The sequence below is a fragment of the Streptomyces drozdowiczii genome, from assembly GCF_026167665.1.
Classification (GTDB): Bacteria; Actinomycetota; Actinomycetes; order Streptomycetales; family Streptomycetaceae; genus Streptomyces; species Streptomyces drozdowiczii_A.
On the sequence record NZ_CP098740.1, the window covers coordinates 2,651,667 to 2,670,463 of the forward strand.

Annotated in this window: 19 protein-coding genes and 2 pseudogenes; 5 read left to right on the top strand and 16 right to left on the bottom strand. The window is 68.0% G+C overall.

The genetic code is table 11. The annotated features are described in order from the left end of the window. Window positions 1-69: 69 nt before the first annotated feature. On the top strand, window positions 70-750 hold the full coding sequence (locus tag NEH16_RS11790; RefSeq protein ID WP_265547156.1) for an alpha/beta hydrolase: 681 nt from the start codon (window positions 70-72) through the stop codon (window positions 748-750). A gap of 75 nt (window positions 751-825) precedes the next feature. Here the strand turns inward: NEH16_RS11790 and NEH16_RS11795 are convergent, their stop codons facing one another. Next, complete coding sequence (locus NEH16_RS11795) at window positions 826-1,800, bottom strand: LysR family transcriptional regulator (RefSeq protein WP_265541885.1); 975 nt, start codon at window positions 1,798-1,800, stop codon at window positions 826-828. Between the two features lie 63 nt (window positions 1,801-1,863). On the opposite strand from NEH16_RS11795, the gene NEH16_RS11800 reads away from it, so the two are divergent. The 3 genes from NEH16_RS11800 to NEH16_RS11810 all read left to right on the top strand — a co-directional run bounded on the left by NEH16_RS11800 (window position 1,864) and on the right by NEH16_RS11810 (window position 5,084). Next, window positions 1,864-3,162, top strand: coding sequence for an MFS transporter (locus tag NEH16_RS11800; RefSeq protein ID WP_265541887.1), 1,299 nt, complete (start codon window positions 1,864-1,866; stop codon window positions 3,160-3,162). A gap of 103 nt (window positions 3,163-3,265) precedes the next feature. Next, window positions 3,266-3,982: a L,D-transpeptidase family protein gene (locus tag NEH16_RS11805; protein WP_073964305.1), complete on the top strand. Its 717-nt coding sequence runs from the start codon at window positions 3,266-3,268 to the stop codon at window positions 3,980-3,982. 97 nt (window positions 3,983-4,079) lie between these two features. Then, window positions 4,080-5,084 carry a sigma-70 family RNA polymerase sigma factor gene (locus tag NEH16_RS11810; protein ID WP_265541889.1) on the top strand — a complete coding sequence of 335 codons (1,005 nt, stop codon included), beginning with the start codon at window positions 4,080-4,082 and terminating at the stop codon, window positions 5,082-5,084. 148 nt (window positions 5,085-5,232) lie between these two features. Here the strand turns inward: NEH16_RS11810 and NEH16_RS11815 are convergent, their stop codons facing one another. From NEH16_RS11815 to NEH16_RS11825, 4 genes are all read right to left on the bottom strand, one after another. After that, entirely contained in the window at window positions 5,233-5,727 is a 495-nt protein-coding gene (locus NEH16_RS11815) for a DUF4265 domain-containing protein (RefSeq protein WP_265541890.1), read from the bottom strand. A gap of 178 nt (window positions 5,728-5,905) precedes the next feature. Then, window positions 5,906-6,454: a hypothetical protein gene (locus tag NEH16_RS11820; RefSeq protein ID WP_265541892.1), complete on the bottom strand. Its 549-nt coding sequence runs from the start codon at window positions 6,452-6,454 to the stop codon at window positions 5,906-5,908. 12 nt (window positions 6,455-6,466) lie between these two features. Beyond that, a complete protein-coding gene (locus NEH16_RS33870) occupies window positions 6,467-6,808 on the bottom strand; it encodes a NucA/NucB deoxyribonuclease domain-containing protein (protein ID WP_374215664.1) in 342 nt (113 codons plus the stop codon). A 233-nt stretch (window positions 6,809-7,041) separates the two neighbouring features. Then, complete coding sequence (locus NEH16_RS11825; RefSeq protein ID WP_265541894.1) at window positions 7,042-7,512, bottom strand: NUDIX domain-containing protein; 471 nt, start codon at window positions 7,510-7,512, stop codon at window positions 7,042-7,044. A 7-nt stretch (window positions 7,513-7,519) separates the two neighbouring features. Here NEH16_RS11825 and NEH16_RS11830 point away from each other — a divergent pair. After that, window positions 7,520-8,005 (top strand): annotated as a pseudogene (locus tag NEH16_RS11830) (site-specific integrase); the annotation flags it as partial. A gap of 479 nt (window positions 8,006-8,484) precedes the next feature. On the opposite strand, the gene NEH16_RS33875 reads toward NEH16_RS11830, so the two are convergent. From NEH16_RS33875 to NEH16_RS11880, 11 genes and pseudogenes are all read right to left on the bottom strand, one after another. After that, entirely contained in the window at window positions 8,485-8,712 is a 228-nt protein-coding gene (locus tag NEH16_RS33875) for an integrase core domain-containing protein (RefSeq protein WP_374215663.1), read from the bottom strand. Then, window positions 8,640-9,365 (bottom strand): IS3 family transposase, encoded by a 726-nt coding sequence (locus NEH16_RS11835; protein ID WP_265541896.1) that lies wholly within the window; start codon window positions 9,363-9,365, stop codon window positions 8,640-8,642. The genes NEH16_RS33875 and NEH16_RS11835 overlap by 73 nt, the downstream gene beginning before the upstream one ends. Then, window positions 9,362-9,703, bottom strand: coding sequence for a transposase (locus NEH16_RS11840; protein ID WP_265541898.1), 342 nt, complete (start codon window positions 9,701-9,703; stop codon window positions 9,362-9,364). Before NEH16_RS11840 ends, NEH16_RS11835 begins: the two co-directional genes overlap by 4 nt. Before the next feature lie 256 nt (window positions 9,704-9,959). After that, the gene (locus NEH16_RS11845) at window positions 9,960-10,250 is read right to left on the bottom strand and encodes a hypothetical protein (protein ID WP_265541900.1); all 291 of its coding nucleotides are present in this window, start codon (window positions 10,248-10,250) and stop codon (window positions 9,960-9,962) included. A 188-nt stretch (window positions 10,251-10,438) separates the two neighbouring features. Next, window positions 10,439-12,343: a polymorphic toxin-type HINT domain-containing protein gene (locus NEH16_RS11850; RefSeq protein WP_265541902.1), complete on the bottom strand. Its 1,905-nt coding sequence runs from the start codon at window positions 12,341-12,343 to the stop codon at window positions 10,439-10,441. Between the two features lie 222 nt (window positions 12,344-12,565). Next, complete coding sequence (locus NEH16_RS11855; protein ID WP_308286020.1) at window positions 12,566-12,889, bottom strand: STAS domain-containing protein; 324 nt, start codon at window positions 12,887-12,889, stop codon at window positions 12,566-12,568. A 10-nt stretch (window positions 12,890-12,899) separates the two neighbouring features. Then, window positions 12,900-14,177 (bottom strand): thymidine phosphorylase, encoded by a 1,278-nt coding sequence (locus NEH16_RS11860; RefSeq protein WP_265541903.1) that lies wholly within the window; start codon window positions 14,175-14,177, stop codon window positions 12,900-12,902. A 115-nt stretch (window positions 14,178-14,292) separates the two neighbouring features. Further along, window positions 14,293-14,697 carry a cytidine deaminase gene (locus NEH16_RS11865; protein WP_073964308.1) on the bottom strand — a complete coding sequence of 135 codons (405 nt, stop codon included), beginning with the start codon at window positions 14,695-14,697 and terminating at the stop codon, window positions 14,293-14,295. Then, on the bottom strand, window positions 14,694-15,983 hold the full coding sequence (locus NEH16_RS11870; protein ID WP_265541907.1) for an ABC transporter permease: 1,290 nt from the start codon (window positions 15,981-15,983) through the stop codon (window positions 14,694-14,696). Before NEH16_RS11870 ends, NEH16_RS11865 begins: the two co-directional genes overlap by 4 nt. Continuing rightward, on the bottom strand, window positions 15,980-17,095 hold the full coding sequence (locus tag NEH16_RS11875) for an ABC transporter permease (protein ID WP_073964310.1): 1,116 nt from the start codon (window positions 17,093-17,095) through the stop codon (window positions 15,980-15,982). Before NEH16_RS11875 ends, NEH16_RS11870 begins: the two co-directional genes overlap by 4 nt. Further along, window positions 17,092-18,680 (bottom strand): annotated as a pseudogene (locus NEH16_RS11880) (ABC transporter ATP-binding protein). Before NEH16_RS11880 ends, NEH16_RS11875 begins: the two are co-directional and overlap by 4 nt. Window positions 18,681-18,797 lie beyond the last annotated feature (117 nt).

Below are 18,797 nucleotides of genomic sequence, written 5' to 3' on the forward strand. Positions count from 1 at the left end.
CTCCCCCAGCCCGCGGCACGGCTGGGACGGGCCGTCGGAGCGGCGGCCGGAGCAACAACGGTCGGCGGCGTGGTCCTGCTGCTCCCGGACGGCGAGCCGCACTCGCATCGCCGCCCCTCCGCCCTCTCCCACGCCCGCCTCCTCCCGCTGGCCCGCGCCCTGGCCCACGCGGGCCGCGCCGACGGCCTCACGGCCCATGTGGTGCGCTACCGCTGCCGCGGCTGGAACGAGGACGACGCCCACCTCGCGGCGGACGCGGAGTGGGCGGTGGACGAGGCCGTACGCCGCTACGGCGACGTCCCCCTCTGCCTGGCCGGCCACGGCATGGGCGCCCGGGCGGCCCTGCGCGCGGGCGGCCACCCGGCGGTCGGCGCGGTCCTGGCCATGGCCCCCTGGCTCCCCGGCGACCCGTCCGCCGACCCCGAACCGGTCAAGCACCTGGTGGGCCGCCCCGTCCTGCTGGTCCACGGCACCAACGACAGCCGCTGCGCCCCGGACCTCTCCTTCCGCCTGGCCGAACGCGCCAAGAAGGCCAACCGCGACACCTGCCGCTTCGAGGTCCACTCGGACGGCCACGCGCTACGCCAACACCGCACCGAAGTCGCGGCCCTGGCAGCCGACTTCGTACGCGGCACACTGTTCGGCCACGCATACGCCCGCCCGGTGACGGACGCACTGGCGGCCCCGCCGCCGCTGGGGCTGCGCATGCCGCTGGCGGTGGGGTTCGGGGAGTCGTTGGGGGTGGGGTGAGGAGCCCCTGCGGGCCCCCGCGAACCCGTGTGCTCCCTGCAACGGCATGCCGACGCCACGGTGGCAGACGCCCCCTCACCCCGGCAGCAAACTCCCCCGCCTCCCCAGCAGGAACTTCTTGAACGCCGCCACCGGCGGGGTGTCCGGGTGCCCGTCCAGCCACGCCACGCCGATCTCGCGCACCGCTCTCGGCGCCGTCACCGTCAGTTCCACCACGCCCGGGCGGGCCACCGCGGGCGGGGGCAGGAGGGCCACGCCCAGGCCCGCCGCCACCAGGCCGCGCAGCGTTTCCGCCTCCTCGCCCTCGAAGGCGACCCGGGGGACGAAGCCCGCTGCCGCGCAGAGGTCGTCCGTGATGCGGCGGAGGCCGTAGCCGGGTTCCAGGGTGACGAACGTTTCGTCGGCCGCTTCGGCGAGGCGGATGCGGCGGCGGGTGGCCAGGGGGTGGTCCTCGGGCACGACCAGGCGGAGGCGTTGTTCGTCGAGGCGGCGGGTGACCAGGTCGGGGGCGTCCGGGACCGGGGAGGTCAGGCAGAGGTCGAGGCCGCCGGCGCGGAGGCGTTCGATCATGGCCTCGCCGTAGTTCTGGACGAGCTGGAAGCGGACCCGGGGGTGGTCGGCCCGGAAGGCGCGGATCAGGGCGGGGACGGTCTCGGAGCCCAGCGTGTGGAGGAAGCCGAAGGCCACCTTGCCCGCGGTGGGGTCGGCGTCGGCGCGTACCGAGTCGGCGGCCTGCTCCACCTCGGCGAGGGCGCGCTCGGCCGAGCCGAGGAAGGTGCGGCCGGCCGGGGTCAGGGACACCGTGCGGCCCTTGCGCGCGAACAGGGCGACGCCGAGGTCGTCCTCCAGCCTCACCATCGCGCGCGAGAGCGTGGACTGCGGGACGCCCAGCTCCTGCGCGGCGCGCGTCACGTGCTCGTGGCGGGCGACCGCCTCGAAGTACGCGAGGCGCGGCGCGAGGACCGCGCGGATGTCTTCTTCGTACGCGCGAATATCTTCGTTGTAACTGCTCGGTGACAGCCGAGGCTGTGAGCTGCGTTGATGCGCCATGGGATTGATTATTCGCTGTTTGTGCATTGGACGCATGAATCACGGGCGGCATACGTTCCTGGCATGCCTCCCGCCAGTACCGGGGCGTCCACCCTCACCGTGGCCGCCTCGACCCAGTCGTCCCCCGTCACCGACACCACCGACCGGCTCGCACCCGGGCGCCCCGGCTACCGCCGGATGAGCTTCGCCCTCTTCGCCGCCGGTGTCGCGACGTTCGCGCTCCTCTACTCCACGCAGGCGCTGCTGCCCGCCGTCTCCGCGTCCTTCGGCGCGACGGCCGGGCAGGCGAGCTGGACGGTGTCCGCCGCGACCGGGGCGCTGGCACTGTGCGTGCTGCCGATGAGCGCGCTGTCCGAGCGGTTCGGGCGGCGGCAGATGATGACCGCCTCGCTGGTGATCGCGGTGACGGTCGGCCTGTTCGTGCCGTTCGCCCCCTCGCTGGGCTGGCTGATCGCGCTGCGCGCGGTCCAGGGCGCCGCGCTCGCCGGACTGCCCGCCTCCGCGATGGCGTACCTGGCGGAGGAGGTGCGGCCCAAGGCGCTCGTCGCCGCGATCGGGCTGTTCGTGGCCGGCAACAGCATCGGCGGCATGAGCGGTCGCATCCTCACCGGCTGGATCGCGCAGCTGTGGGGCTGGCGGGCGGCGCTCGGCGCGGTCGGGCTGCTGGCCGTGGCCTGCGCGGTCGTCTTCCACTTCATGATCCCGCGCGCCCGGAACTTCACCCCGGGCACGCTGAACCCGAAGGCGCTCGCGCGTACCGTCGGTTCGCACCTCGCCAACCCGCTGCTGCGGCGGCTGTACGCGATCGGCGCGCTGTTCATGACGGTGTTCGGGGCCGTGTACACGGTCATCGGATACCGGCTGGTCGAGGCCCCGTTCAACCTGCCGCAGGGCATCGTCGGTTCGATCTTCCTCGTGTACCTGGTCGGCACGGTCTCCTCCGCCGCCGCCGGACGGCTGGTCGCCCGGCTGGGGCGGCGGGGCGCGCTGTACCTCGCGGTCTCGACCACGGCCGCCGGGCTGCTGCTCTCGCTGGGCGACCGGCTGGCCGCCGTGCTCCTCGGCCTGGTGCTGATCACGGCCGGCTTCTTCGCCGGGCACGCGGTCGCCTCCTCCTCGGTGAGCCGTACGGCGACGACCGGCCGCGCCCAGGCGTCGGCGCTGTACCAGTCGGCGTACTACCTCGGCTCCAGCGCGGGCGGCACGCTCGGAGCGGTGGCCTTCCACGCCGGCGGCTGGGCGGGCACGGTCGCGCTGGGACTGCTCGCGGTCCTCGGAGTCGTATCCATCACGCTGTACGGGACGCGGGCCGCCCGCGCCGAACGGCTGCGGCCCGCCGCCGTGGCGCCCGTACAGAACTGAGACATTCGGCGCACAACCTGCCGCTCCCCTTCGCGCGTCTAGCAGGCGGAATCACCGCAGTGCGCGCGAAGGGGAGTTGGCGTACATGGGAGTCAGGAAGAACATGCGGAACATACGGGGCATTACGGGCGTACGGGCGCGGCGGGGACTCGTCCTGTCCGTCGCGGGTCTGACCGCGATACCGGCGTTCGTCCTCGGTACGGGCACCGCCGCGCAGGCGGCGTCCTGCACGACGTCCACGGGCCCGTACCAGAAGCAGGTGGAGAAGTACCTGCACCTGAAGGTGGACGGCAAGCAGTCTTCGGCGGACTGCGCGAAGATCCGGTCGTTCCAGAGCACGTACGGGGTCACTCCGACCATCGGTTACGCGGGACCGGTCACCTGGCGCACGATGCAGACGCTCACCGCGCAGAAGGCGGCCGGCAAGAACCCGAACAAGGCCGGGAAGTGCCCGACCAACAAGGGGCGCATCGCCTGCGTCGACCTGACGCGGCAGATCAGCTGGATCCAGGACGGCAAGAAGCTGAAGTTCGGGCCGGTGCCGGTGCGGACGGGGCGGGACAAGTACGAGACGCGGACGGGCGCCAAGAAGATCTACTGGCGCCACAAGAACCATGTGTCGTCCCTCTACAACGTGTCCATGCCGTACTCGCAGTTCTTCGACGGCGGCCAGGCGTTCCACGCGGTCGGCGTGAAGATGTGGAATCCGCCGGGGTCGCACGGTTGCGTCAACATGCGCACCTCGGACGCGAAGTCATACTGGAATTTGTTGAAGAACGGCGACGACGTCTACGTGTACGGCCGCAAGCCGGGGACCTGACGGCTGCCGCTCGCCCGCCCGTTGTCAGTGCCCCGCTGTAGCTTCCGAAGTACTGGACGAAGTGAGCGGCATCACGGCACGACAGGGTGGATCGGCGATGAGTGAACTGACAGCGGCGGCAGCGGGTCCCGGCGCGCCGGGCGACATCGACAGCCGTCTGGAAGGGCACCGGGTCGAGCTGACCGGTTACTGCTACCGGATGCTCGGCTCGGCGTTCGAGGCGGAGGACGCGGTCCAGGACACGCTGGTACGGGCCTGGCGCAGCTTCGACAAGTTCGAGGGCCGGTCCTCGCTGCGGTCCTGGCTGTACCGCATCGCGACCAACGTCTGCCTCGACATGCTGAACGCGGGCAAGCGGCGGGCCCGGCCGGTCGATCTGACCGGGCCGACGCCGCTCGCGCAGGCCGCGCTCAACCCGCTGCCGGAGAACACCTGGCTGGAGCCGATGCCGGACGGCCGGATCATCCCGACGACCGACGATCCGGCGGAGGCGGCGGTGGCGCGCGAGTCGGTGCGCCTCGCGTTCGTCGCGGCGCTCCAGCACCTGCCGCCGAAGCAGCGCGCGGTGCTCATCCTGCGCGAGGTGCTGGCGTGGAAGGCCGCGGAGGTCGCGGAGCTGCTCGGCACCTCGGTCGCCTCGGTCAACAGCGCCCTCCAGCGGGCCCGGGCGACCCTGACCGACCACGAGTCCGTGGCGGCGGACGCGGCGGACCCCCTGGACGCGGAGCAGACGGCCCTGCTCGAACGGTACGTGGCGGCCTTCGAGGGCTACGACATGAAGGCGCTGACCGCCCTCCTCCACGAGGACGCGGTGATGACGATGCCGCCGTTCGACCTGTGGCTCCGGGGCCACGACGACATCACGGGCTTCATGACGTCCCTGGGCGCGGGCTGCGCCGGCTCCCGCCTGCTGGCGACCTCCGCCAACGGCACCCCGGCCTTCGCGCACTACAAGCCGAATCCGGAGGGCCCGGGCTTCGTCCCCTGGGCGCTCCAGGTCATCGACATCCAGGGCGGGGCGATCACGGGGATGCACTGCTTCCTGGACGCGGACCGCTGGTTCCCGCTGTTCGGGCTGCCGGGGCGGTTGGGGGCGGCCTGACCTGTCGTTCCGACTGTGAGGGGCCCACCCTTCGTTCGGATCGATGCACTTGGCAGCTATCCGACCCGACCCCTTTCAGACCGACCCATCCAATTATGCCGCGAGTGCGAGGTGGCGGGGCGGCCACGGACCACACCTGCCGCATCGATCATTCCGCACGAAACTCTTCGACATCCGCCCACTCCCACAGAATCACGCCTTCATTTTCGCGCACAACCTCCCACACAGAATCAATTGACCCACTCACCGGCACATCGATAGCGACATGGCGAGGCCCGCTCCATTCCGCCAACAATCCGGAATTCTCAATTCTCGACACAATCGTCCGCTTGACAGAGCGAAACTCGCGATCAGCGATCGACACCGGGAAGAAAAGACGGAAGACGCGATTACCAGACCGCCTTTTAATTCTTGAAACAATTCGAGATGTCAAGTCAAGCCTGACAACATCCCCGAGAGCCAAACCGTACACTCGAAAGGGAAGGCAGCACATTTCGTACTCCTCACCACCAATCGACTTGAGCCAGACTTGCTCCATGAGATTCGGTAACCCAAAGGGAGCCAGATCCACTTGGGCGATCTGCGCTCGATCCGGTCGAACAGCCGGCGTATCATGGGTGATGAATTGGACGTTTGCATTCACGATTGCCTAATACTCCAATATGTGAAGCGGTCCGGCATCAACGACGCCGGACCGCTGAACTCATCTAGTTACGCGAGGAGGCCAATAAGGAGGAGGCCACGGGTCGCTATAACTGGCTGCAGGATTCAGGGGTGCACCATGATCTCGGCGGAGTGGAACTTTCCCTGGGGGCATTTGATCACAACGGCAGCTCGCCAGCTGCCGCAATTTCTCTTTGAATCCAAGCTTCGTCATCAGCCTGAAGAACCCCCTCGCCATCAAGGAAGAAGATTCCATCTCTATAACATTGAACAAAGCTTTCGGCCATCTGGCTGATGCTCCGGTACGCGATTCTTGATTCTTCGCCGACTACGACGCTCACAACATAGGAAAGTCCCGCGTCTTGATCGTATGACGCCGCGTAGAAATCACCTCCACCTGACCCCAGCAGTGGATAGAAATCAGAAAGCAGGATGGCTTCGCGCGGATAGGCAACCCTGATCGAAAGCGAATCTTCTACGGATAGCGGTTCGTACCCTGGAATTAGCGCCGCATCATTCTGGATTTGCCCGGAACGATGCATGACGCCATTACATGCACCGAACCAGCCTGCAACTTCCGAAGGGACTGCCTTACCGAAGGAACTTTCCAAGAATCGGACTGAAACTCCCGGTACCCTGTCAGCCACGACGGGAAGTTCGAGATGTTCCGCTTCGCGCCAAAGCGCCATAAGCCAGTCTTGTTGCACCCTATTTTCTCCTCATCGGACTCTGACCAGGAACTGATCGCCGACATCAACCCCGGCATCTCGATAGAAATTCTTCAGGGCCGCACCGTGGCTGGATTTGATTGATCCAGGGGAAAGAGTGAGCGTGGCGCCCCGCCCTCCCTCAACAGTCGAGGCAAAAGGATACTCTTCCCAAATTGCATTCGCTGCGAACCGCCGTGGGCGAGGTGCGTGTGCCTGCGCCTGGCGCCGCGCCGCCCTGGTCGCTGCCTCCCCTCCAGCTCTCTTCGTCACAATGGCTGGAGCTCCGCCTGCCACTGCCCGCTGGAAGTTGGCCGCCTGCGGCGCGTGCGCCGCTGAATCGATCTCATGCACTGGGAGGGCTGTCGCCTCGCCAGCGGAATCTACCGCGAATGCAATCGGACAGGAGCCACTATTTGCATATGGGCGAGGACCGGCGTGGCCCCCGCCAGCACATAGTACGTGTGCTAAGCGGTACCCCTCTACCTGCTTTTATGCAGGTCAAGCGCGGTTTGCTGGTCCGGTGAGGTACGTGGGTGTCCGTGGTTGTGCGGGGTTGTTGCCGTCAGCTACTGCCGTCAGACGATTCAGCCCAGGTACGGCTTTTCGCGGTGTTCCAGGAAGTGCTGGAGCCTGAGTCGTTGGGTGTGGTGCATCGTCAACTGCTCGATCTCTTCCGGCGGTACGAACCGGAGTTCGGTGGACTCGTCGGAGATCTCCAGTCGGCCGTCCGTGATGCGGGCGGTGAAGCAGACGTTGAACCGGCGGCGGACCTCGCCGTCGGTGTAGGCGATGATGTGTTTCGGGCCGGTGTAGGTGCCGACCAGGCCGGTGATCTCGATGTCGAGGCCGGTTTCTTCCTTGACTTTGCGGACGGCTGTGCCTGGCAGGGAGTCGGTGAGGTCCATGCCGCCGCCGGGCAGTGCCCATAGGTCGTTGTCGCGGCGGCGCTGGAGGAGGATGCGGCCGTGGCCGTCGGTGACGACGGCGAATGCGGCGACGACCATGCTGTTCGGTTTGGGTGCGTTCGGGTCGTCGTAGTACTCGGTGCGGGCCACGGTCAGCCTTCATCTCGACGAGGGCACCGCCGCCATCCGCCGCACACTTCAGCGAACCGCCGCAGGCGGGCTCATCACGCTGCCCACCAAGACCCGGGCTTCCGAGCGCCGCATCGCCCTCCCCACCCGCTGCCTCCAGTCACTGAAGCTCCACCACGAACAGCAGAAACGCGAGCACGAGGCCGCGGGCAGCATGTGGCAGCCCGACGGGCATGTGTTCACCACCGCGCAGGGCCGACCGATCGACCCGACCAACCTCGCCCGCGCCTTCAACACGCTCCTCCGCACGGCCGGCCTCCGCCGCATCCGCTTCCACGACCTCCGGCACTCCACCGCCACCCTGCGCCTGGAACAGGGCGTCGAACTCGTCGTGATTAAGGAACTCCTCGGCCACGCCCCCATCGGCGTCACCGCCACCGTCTACGCCCACGTACGCCTCCGCCTCCAACGGGAGGCCCTGACGACGCTCGTGAACGCCCTCGACCGCCCCTGACCGCGCACAGCAACGGCGGCGAACGCCCCCTTATGTTCGCCGCCGTTGCCGTCAGCTACTGCCGTCAGGTGACGCATAACGACAGATAATGGACTAGTGCCGATCTCGAATATTCACTAAGCGAACGTCGGAACGGTCTGAGGACACCGGACTTCAGTCCGCATCACCAGCGATGATGCGCGCCGCATCTGTTACTACCTCGCTCCACACTTGAAGCCCCTCAGCCTCGAACTCCTCCAGGAGAGCCCGGCGCACTTCGCCCATCGGCCGCCCATGGTGACTGGCCCGGACACGCTCAAGTGCTCGTTGGTACGCAGCGACATACTCGCGAACCTCCGGCATCGCTTCGTCGTAACCATCAGCGCTCGACACATTCAGCTCGCTCTCGTTCTTTCGGTACATCGAGCATCAGAAGTTCAGTCGTTGCACGAGGCTTAGCGAAGACATTGACCTGACCCCTTTGGGGCCGACACGTCCGATTATGCCGCGAGTGTGAGGGGGTGGCTTCTTCGTTGCCGTTCCTCGTGCGGCGTCTGGTAGCCGATGGCTGAGTGGAGACGGCGGTGGTTGTAGTAGATGATCCACCGGAACGTGTCCGCCCTGGCCTCGGCCCTCGTCGGCCAAGTCTCCCTTCCTATCTCGGATTTGAGGCTGCCGAAGAAGGACTCTGCGGCAGCGTTGTCGTAGCAGGATCCGGTCCGGCCCATCGACTGGCGGATGTCCAGCTCACGGCAGGTTTCTGCATGAGCCGGGACGTGTACTGGCTGCCGCGGTCGGTGTGGAAGATCGCGTTGCCCGCCGTGCGGCCCTGCTGATGGGCCATGCGCAGAGCCGCTTCGGTCAGTTCCGCCTGCATGTGATCGGCGATCGACCAGCCGACCAGTTCCTTCGTGCACAGGTCGATCACCGTCGCCAGGTACAGCTTGCCTTCCCCGGTGGGCAGCTCGGTGATGTCTCCGACGAGTTTCAGACCGGCCATCGGAGCGGTGAAGTCCCGCCTGACCAGATCCCTCGCCGGCACCGCCTTCCTGTCCTGGCGGGTCAACGACTTGCGCCGACGCTTGGACATGCCCTGTATGGCGTGCTCGTGCATGATCCGCGCGACCCGTTTCCTGTTCGCCACGACACCCCGGCGGTGCAGGGCCCGGGTGACACGCAGGGCCCCGTAGGTTCCCGACGAGGCATCGTGGATCTGCCGGATCTCTACGAGCAGGTCCTCGTCCGAGGCGCTCTTCGCGTCTCTGGCGGGCTGGCGCTCCTTCCATCCGTAGTAGCTGGATCTGTCCCATCCCAGCAGGTCACACACCCTTTTGACCGGGTGTTCCGCGCGGATCTCATCAACGAAGCGGTAGCGGATCACTGCCCCGTCTCCCGTGCGAAATAGGCGGCTGCCTTCTGCAGGATGTCGATGTCCTGCCGGGCATGCGCCAGCTCGTGATTCCGCTCGGACAGCAGCCGGTCCAACTCGCGGACCTGCGCTTTCAGCGCTTCGACCTCCCGGCTCACCGCGACGTCACCGCCGTCGTTGCCGGCTGCCTTGCGCCTCCGGCCCAGTTCGCGCTCCACCCAGGTGCCCAGCGTCGCTTTGTGCACGCCCAGCGACCGGGCGATGTCCGCGACCGGCCTCTCCGGCGAGGAGAGCACCAACTCGACCGCGTCGTTCTTGAACTCTTCCGGGAACTGCTTGCCACGAGCCATGGCAGACCACTTCCACCCGCAGGCCGCCACGCGACCTGCCGTTCAGGTGTCGGCATCGAAGGGGTCACTTCACCAAGCCATCGACACCCTCGGCGCCGCCCTCAGCCGAGCCGACGACGGCAACGACGATCCATCTGCCGTGGCCGTCGTCCGCTGACGTTGCCGTCACCGTTGCCGTCAAACGACACGGGAGCCCCACCGAGCACAGCTCGGTGGGGCTCCCGTTTTCAGCTCTCCTGAAAGGCGAGAAATCCGATCAGTCCGATCGGACGAGGTCAGCAAGTTCGATTAGATACTCGTTAAACCTCAAGTCGCCATGAGCGGAAAAAAGCACCTCAAAGGCCGCCTGAAGAGCCATATTTGGGGCTTCCTTCAAATCGCACAGAGGGACCGTTGAAACCACATCGGAAAAGCTATAGGAGAGCTCCACCGCGCCTCCTACCATCACAGCTGTAATTGAATCCTGAGTTTGCGAGGATTCTACAACTGACGCACCGGAAGATACGACTTCGCGGCACAGCTGAACAAGCATCAGAACAAAGTCCACGACGGGGAGGCCAGGCGTCCTCAATTGAACCTCGTTGCACCCATCGCCGATCACCACGTCGGAACTGAAGCAGTGAAAAGTCAGGTCATCGGCCGTTAGCGTGCGAGCTGAGAGTCCCGACAGGCCGTCGGCACCCCAGGACGGATCGTCGATGCGAGGTAGGAATGTAAACGAGATCACTTCGTCCCCTAGTACATAAACTTCGGCATCGCGGTGACGAAGTTCCCCGCACCATCAACGGCTATTCTCATGCCGTTCTGGCCCATCGCACCGACTTCCACATCGCCGAAATCGTAGTCGATGTAATATCCGCCGCGAGGGTCGGACTTAGACCTAGGAACCTGCGTTCCGTTCTTGATCGCCTCATCCACCATCCCTCGGAATCGGGTCTTGTCGATGCCATCGGCAAATACATTCTCCACCTTTCCGGCCTTATGGTAGGCCCCTCCAGGTGAATGCTGGTCCCAAGCGTGGTCAAACTGCCGGGTTCCTACAACGCAGTTTGCATTGTGGACCAGTACCGGAGTCTTACCCGCCAGCACATAGTACGTGTGCAGGTCCCTGACAGTGAGGTTGTGGACCGTCGCTGCTTGAGTCCAGCGTTCGACCCCGTCGATCCGCACCAGGGCGCCGGCACTCGTGCGGAGTTGCTCTCCCGCCTCAAGGTCGGTGGCTTCGATCCAGGCGTTGAGTTCAGGCACCCAGAAGGGGTGGCCGTCCGTGGCGGTGACTGAGGCCGTGTCATCGCCCTTGTCGCCGTCCGTGTCGATCGTGACCTTGACCAGGTGCTTGAGGCCCTGGCCCTTGATCTCGGCCGTGACCTCTCGGGCCTTTGTCTCTCCTGATTCAGGGTCTGTGGCGAGAACCCTGTCACCGATCTTGACCTCTTCGATCGGTTTTGAGGTCCCGTCTGCCATCAGGACGGCGGTGCCCGGCACGAAGCTGTTGCAGCCGCCCCTCATCAGCTTGTTGGCGAGCTTCGACTTGCTGAGCCAGTTCTTGACTCCGCTGATCAGCTTGTCGCCGAGCTTCCAGAGGCGCTTGCCGAGGTCTGCCGCCTTTTTCCACTTCCAAGGCACGCCGTACTTCTTGGCCAGCTTGCCGACGATTCCGCCGACCGCACTGGAAATGATGTTGACCGCGGTTGCGCCGCACGCGCCGAGTGCTCCGGTTGTGAAGCAGTCCAGGGCGTCGGTGATGCCCAGTTCGTCTGCGGCGATCTTGGCCAGTTCCTTGGCCGCTGCTATCGCCCGCTGCTTGGCGATGTCCGCGTCCGTCTGGGCCTGGCGGGCCTTGTAATCAGACGGGGTCTCGGTGGGCGCCTGCACCCCGTAGTACGTGTAGTACTGCCCTGTGGGCTTGACGTCCCAGCCGCCGTTGCCGGTCGGCTTGCAGGCGACGCCGACCAGGGCGCAGTCGTCCGGCGCCAGGCCGCCCGGGTCCGAGAACGTGACCGGGTTGTTGAGGCTGTACGCGTAGCCGTTGATCTGCTGCGGGTCGGTGTAGTCGATGATCGGGTCGGCGGAGATGAACCGGCCCGTCGAGTCGTCGTACTCCCGCGCTCCGAGGGTCGTGAGGCCCGTGACCTTCTGGACCGTGCCGCCCACGAAGCCCTTGTCGTCGACCCAGTCCGTCGCAGACCCTTCGCGTTCCGCTCCGAAGGGGTCCATGCGGCGGCGCTGGGTGGCGCCGGTGGCCGCGTTCACGGCGAGCTGCGCCGTGCCGTGGTGGTCGGAGGCGAGGAAGGTGACACCGCCGTTGTCCCTGACCGCCACGGTCTGGCCGGCCAGGCTGTAATAGCGCGCGGCCGTCACCGCACCCGTGGACTTCTTCAGGTGCAGTTCCATGCCGGGCAGGTAGAACGTCGTCTCTTCGGCCGTCTTGCTGAGCAGGCGGTCGCCCGATGCGTCGTAGACGTAATCGGTAGTGGCGCCGTCCGCGTTGGTGACCTTGGTCAGCTCACCCTGCTTGTCCCAGCTCAGCTTCTGTGCGTCGCCGTTGAGGACGCGCTGCTCGGTGTTGCCGGTCGCATCGTAGGAGTACGTGTTGGCCAGCTTGACGGCGGGAGTACTCGACGTGGCCGTGGTGTCCACGACCTCGGTGGTGAGCTGGTGGACCGGACGTTACCGCCGTCGTCGTAGGTGTAACGGGCGTCGTACGCCACCGAGGCAGCGCCCTGTACATCGACTCGGGCGTTGATTGCCGACTGGCGACCTGTGCTCGCCCAGGGCATGGCTGGTTGCACTCCAGGGCCCCACCATCGGACGCGAGATTCGCAACTGTGCGTAATGCAAAGAGCATTACTGAGGCCGGGCTCAGGTAAGGGTCTCCCCCAGCCCCACCAGGTCCAGCAGTGCCCGGAGTTCCGGTGGGGTGCCGTGCAGGCGCAGGCTCGGTGCGCCCGCTCTGCGGGCCGTCAGGGAGAGGCGGGCGATCGCCTCGATCGTCGTCAGGTCCGGGTGGGCGACCGCGCTCGCGTCGCAGGCCGCCTCCGGGGTCGGGGACGTCGTCAGGGCCGCCGCCAGTTCCGTGCAGAGGCGGGGGACATCGGCCCGGGTGAGGGGGTCCGGGAGGACGACGGCGGCCGCCGGCTGCTCGGGGTTCATGTTCAGCAGACCGGCGGCGCGCCGGGAATTCATCGCATCGGGGTCAGGCGATGCGTTCCCGTACCACCGGGGTCGCCGTGAACGCGGTGCCCGCGGGCTCGATGTCGTACGCGTCCGGGAGCGCCTTCAGGGCGTAGTCGAACTTCTCCGGGGTGTCCGTGTGCAGCGTCAGCAGCGGCTGGCCGGCGGTGATCTCGTCGCCGGGCTTGGCGTGCAGCTCGATGCCCGCGCCGGCCTGGACCGGGTCCTCCTTGCGGGCGCGGCCCGCGCCGAGGCGCCAGGCGGCGACGCCGATGTCGTAGGCGTCCAGGCGGGTCAGGACGCCGGAGGAGGACGCCTTGATGACGTGCTGCTCGCGGGCGACCGGGAGCGCGGCGTCCGGGTCGCCGCCCTGGGCGGAGATCATGCGGCGCCAGACGTCCATCGCGGAGCCGTCCTGGAGGGCCTTCTCCGGGTCGGCGTCCTTGAGGCCGGCCGCGTCCAGCATCTCGCGGGCGAGGGCCAGCGTGAGGTCGATGACGTCCCTCGGGCCGCCGCCGGCCAGGACCTCGACGGACTCGCGGACCTCCAGGGCGTTGCCGGCGGTGAGGCCGAGCGGGGTGGACATGTCGGTGAGCAGGGCGACCGTGCGGACGCCGCTGTCGGTGCCGAGGGCGACCATGGTGGAGGCCAGCTCGCGGGCGTCGTCCAGGGTCTTCATGAAGGCGCCGGAGCCGACCTTGACGTCCAGGACCAGGGCGCCGGTGCCCTCGGCGATCTTCTTGGACATGATCGAGCTGGCGATGAGCGGGATCGCCTCGACGGTTCCGGTGACGTCGCGCAGCGCGTACAGCTTCTTGTCGGCGGGGGCCAGGCCGTCGCCCGCCGCGCAGATGACCGCGCCGGTGGTGTCGAGGACGTCCAGCATCTCGGCGTTCGAGAGGTGGGCGCGCCAGCCGGGGATGGACTCCAGCTTGTCCAGGGTGCCGCCGGTGTGGCCGAGGCCCCGGCCGCTGAGCTGGGGGACGGCCGCGCCGCAGGCGGCGACCAGCGGGGCGAGCGGCAGGGTGATCTTGTCGCCGACGCCGCCGGTGGAGTGCTTGTCCGTGGTGGGGCGGGAGAGGCCGGCGAAGTTCATCCGCTCGCCGGAGGCGATCATCGCGGCGGTCCAGCGGGCGATCTCCGTACGGTTCATGCCGTTCAGCAGGATCGCCATGGCCAGCGCGGACATCTGCTCGTCGGCGACCTCGCCGCGGGTGTACGCGTCGATGACCCAGTCGATCTGCTCGGGGGTCAGCTCGCCTCGGTCCCGCTTGGTGCGGATGACGGAGATGGCGTCCATGGTCTGGCGTCCTTCCGGCCGGTACGTACAAACGCGTGGGTCCGGTTGACTCTACGCGCATAGAGGGAAAAGAGGCGCCGGGCGGGCCCACTGGGGGCCCGCCCGGCGGGAGGCGTCAGCCGAGGTGCGACGGGCCGAACGCCTGGGGCAGCATCTCGTCCAGGGTGCGGAAGCCGTCCGGGGTCTCCAGGATCAGCTCCGGTCCGCCGAACTCGTACAGCAGCTGCCGGCACCGGCCGCACGGGACCAGGCTCTCGCCGGCCCCGTCCACGCAGGTGAAGTGGGTCAGCCGGCCGCCGCCCGTGGCGTGCAGCTGGGAGACCAGTCCGCACTCGGCGCAGAGCCCGATCCCGTACGAGGCGTTCTCGACGTTGCAGCCGGTGATCGTACGGCCGTCGTCCACGCGGGCGGCGACGCCGACCGGGTAGCCGGAGTACGGGGCGTACGCCCGGGACATGGCGTCCCGGGCCGCGGCCCGCAGGGCTTCCCAGTCGGCCTCGGTGAAGGGCGGGGGCGTCACTTGCCCTGGCCCTTGCGGTAGCGCATGCCGTCCGCCTTCGGCATCCGCAGCCGCTGCGCGGAGAGCGAGAGGACGAGGAGCGTGACGATGTACGGCGTGGCGCTGACGAACTCCGTGGGCACGCTGTCCGTACCGAGGTACCAGACCAGGACGGCGGCCGCGATGACCGCGCTGACGACGCCCTGCAGGTAGCTCTTGCGGTAGAGCTTCCACACGGCGAGGCCGACGAGCACCACGAACAGCAGCAGGAGCAGCGCGTGGACGGACTCGCCGCCGTTGCGCAGCTGGAGCGCGTCGGCGAAGCCGAACAGGCCCGCGCCCATGGCGAGTCCGCCGGGGCGCCAGTTGCCGAAGATCATCGCGGCGAGGCCGATGTAACCGCGTCCGCCGGTCTGGCCCTCGTTGTAGATGTGCGAGGTGACCAGGGAGAGGAAGGCGCCGCCGAGCCCGGCGAGACCGCCGGAGACGATCACCGCGACGTACTTGTACGTGTAGACGTTGACGCCCAGCGATTCGGCGGCGACCGGGTTCTCGCCGCAGGACCGCAGCCGCAGGCCGAACGCGGTCTTCCACAGGACGAAGAAGGTCCCGATGAAGAGCACGATGGCCAGGATCGTCAGCAGCGAGAGGTTGGTGACGAGGCCGCCGAGGATGCCGGCCAGGTCGGAGACGAAGAACCAGTGGTGCTTCTCGATGGAGCGCAGTCCGTCGGAGAGGCCGGGGATCGTCACCGAGGTGATCTCGTCGGCCGGCGGGGACTGCTTCGGGGAGCCGCCCTTGGCCGCCGCCTCGCCGGTGTTGAACCACAGCTTGGCGAAGTAGGTGGTGAAGCCGAGCGCCAGGATGTTGATCGCGATGCCGGAGATGATGTGGTCGACGCCGAAGGTGACGGTCGCGACCGCGTGCAGCAGGCCGCCGAGCATGCCGCCGATGACACCGGCGAGGACACCGAGCCAGGGGCTGGTCTGCCAGCCGGCCCAGGCGCCGAAGAAGGTGCCGAGGATCATCATGCCTTCGAGGCCGATGTTGACCACGCCGGCGCGTTCGGACCAGAGGCCGCCGAGACCGGCGAGGCCGATCGGCACGGCCATGGCGAGCGCGGCGCTGATCTGGCCCGCCGAGGTGACGTCCTGGGCGCCGGTGATGGCGCGCACGGCGGACAGCGCGAGCAGGACGCCCGCGACGATCAGCAGGATGACGGGGAAGGAGAGGCGGGAACGCCCGCTCTTGCCGCCGGAGACCTTGGGGGCCGCCGGGGGCGGGGTGGAAGTCGCCGTGGCGCTCACGCCGACACCTCCTGCTGGTCGGAGTTACGGGCGGCCTGTGCGGCGAGTTCCGCGCCGACCTTGCTCTGCTGGCGCTTGAGTCCGTAGCGGCGGACGACTTCGTACGCGATGACGACGCACAGGACGATGACGCCCTGGATCACGCCGACGATCTCCTTGTCGTACCCCTCGAACTCCAGCTTTCCGGTGCCGCGCTCCAGGAAGCCCCAGAGCAGCGCGCCGAGCGCGATGCCGACGGGGTGGTTGCGGCCGAGGAGGGCGATGGCGATGCCGGTGAAGCCGATGCCGACCGGGAAGTCGCCGCTGAACTCGTGGCTGTCGTTGAGCAGCGTCGGCATGCCGATGAGGCCGGCGACGGCGCCCGAGATGAGCATCGAGGTGATGACCATGCGGCGGACGTTGACCCCGCTGGCCTCGGCGGCGGAGCCGGACTGGCCGACGGTGCGCAGGTCGAAGCCGAAGCGGGTGCGGGAGAGCGTGAACCAGTACGCGATGCCGGCGGCGACGGCCACGACGATGAAGCCCCAGACGGGCGTCGGGGTCGTCGGGAACTCGAAGAAGTGCGAGGACTCCGGGAGCGGCTTGGTGGAGATCTTGGTGCCGGCCTCGTCGAGGTGGCCGAGGCGGTTCTGCTGGAGCAGGTAGCCGATGACCGCGGTGGCGATGGAGTTCAGCATGATGGTCGAGACGACCTCGCTGACGCCCCGGGTGACCTTGAGCAGACCGGCGATGCCGGCCCACATGGCGCCGACGATCATCGCGGTGAGGATGATCAGCGGGATCTGGAGGGCGCCGGGCAGGGTCAGCGCGCCGCCGAGCGCGGCGGCGAAGAAGGCGGCGAGGCGGTACTGCCCGTCGACGCCGATGTTGAAGAGGTTCATCCGGAAGCCGACGGCCACCGCGAGACCCGCGAGGTAGTACGTCGTCGCCTTGTTGAGGATGTAGACCTGGCTGTCCGACTTCAGGCCGTAGTCGAACATGATGCCGAAGGCGTTGAACGGCTCCTTGCCGGTGGCGGCGAGCACGAGTGCCGTCACCAGGAAGGCGACCACGATCGCGAGTACGGGGGCCGCGATCCCCAGGAGCAGCCGCTCCTTGTCGATCTTCTTCATCGGTCCTCTCCCCCTTCGCGGGGGTCGGTGTCGTCGTCCGTGGCGGGCGCGGCGGGCGCCTCGCCCTCCTCCGGCGCTTCCAGGTGGCCGCTGGCCGCGCCGGTCATCGCCGAGCCCAGCTCCTCGGGGTGATGTCCGCCGGGTCGGCGTCCGCGACCAGGCGGCCGCGGTACATGACGCGCAGGGTGTCGGAGAGCCCGATCAGCTCGTCCAGGTCGGCGGAGATCAGCAGGACCGCCAGGCCCTCGCTCCGGGCCTCGCGGATCTGGTCCCAGATCTGCGCCTGCGCGCCGACGTCCACGCCCCGGGTGGGGTGCGCGGCGATCAGGAGCTTGGGCGCGTGGCTCATCTCGCGGCCGACGATCAGCTTCTGCTGGTTGCCGCCGGAGAGGGAGGCCGCGGTGACGTCGATCCCGGGGGTGCGGACGTCGTACTCGCGGACGATGCGCTCGGTGTCGGTGCGGGCGGCCTTGATGTCGAGGAAGGCGCCCCGGCTGTTGGGCCGCTCGGTGACGTGGCCGAGGATGCGGTTCTCCCAGAGCGGGGCCTCCAGGAGGAGGCCGTGCCGGTGGCGGTCCTCGGGGATGACGGCCATGCCGCCCTCGCGGCGCCTGCGGGTCGGGGTGCGGGAGATGTCCGTGCCGTCGAGCGTGAGGACGCCCGCGTCCGGGGTGCGCATGCCCATGATCGCGTCGACCAGTTCGGACTGGCCGTTGCCCTCCACGCCGGCGATGCCCAGGACCTCGCCCTTGTGGATGGTGAAGGTGATGCCGTCGAGCACGGCGCGCACGGCGCCGTCCGGGTCGGTCGCGGTGAGCCGCAGGCCGTCCACGGTGAGCATGGGCGTGTCGGTGACCGTGGACTCGCGGGTCTCCGGGGAGGGCAGCTCGCTGCCGACCATCAGCTCGGCGAGCTGCTTGGTCGTGGTGTTGCGGGGGTCGGCGGTGCCCACGGTGGTGCCGCGCCGGATGACCGTGATCTCGTCGGCGACCGACAGGACCTCGCCCAGCTTGTGCGAGATGAAGATGACGGTCAGGCCCTCGGCCTTGAGCTCGCGCAGGTTGTCGAAGAGCGCGTCGACCTCCTGGGGCACGAGGACCGCGGTCGGCTCGTCGAGGATCAGGGTGCGGGCGCCCCGGTAGAGGACCTTCAGGATCTCCACGCGCTGCCGGTCGGCGACGCCGAGGTCCTCGACCATGGCGTCCGGGCGGACGCCGAGGCCGTACGCGTCGGAGATCTCGCGGATCTTGGCGCGGGCCCGGTCCCCGATGCCGTACAGCTTCTCGGAGCCGAGGACGACGTTCTCGAGGACGGTGAGGTAGTCGGCGAGCATGAAGTGCTGGTGCACCATGCCGATGCCGCGGTCGATGGCGTCGCCCGGGTTGGAGAACACGGCCTGTTCGCCGTCGACCGCGATGGTGCCCTCGTCCGGCTTCTGCATGCCGTAAAGGATCTTCATCAGAGTGGACTTGCCGGCGCCGTTCTCGCCGACGAGGGCGTGGACGGTGCCGCGGCGCACGGTGATGTCGATGTCGTGGTTGGCCACGACCCCGGGGAACCGCTTGGTGATACCGCGGAGCTCCACGGCGTTGGGACTGCTGGACGCGTTGATGGCGCACTCTCCTTGGCAGGAGCGGAGGGCGGGGGCGGTGAGGACGGGAAGGCGGGGGGTGGAAAACGTATCGCGCCCGGCCGGTTCCAG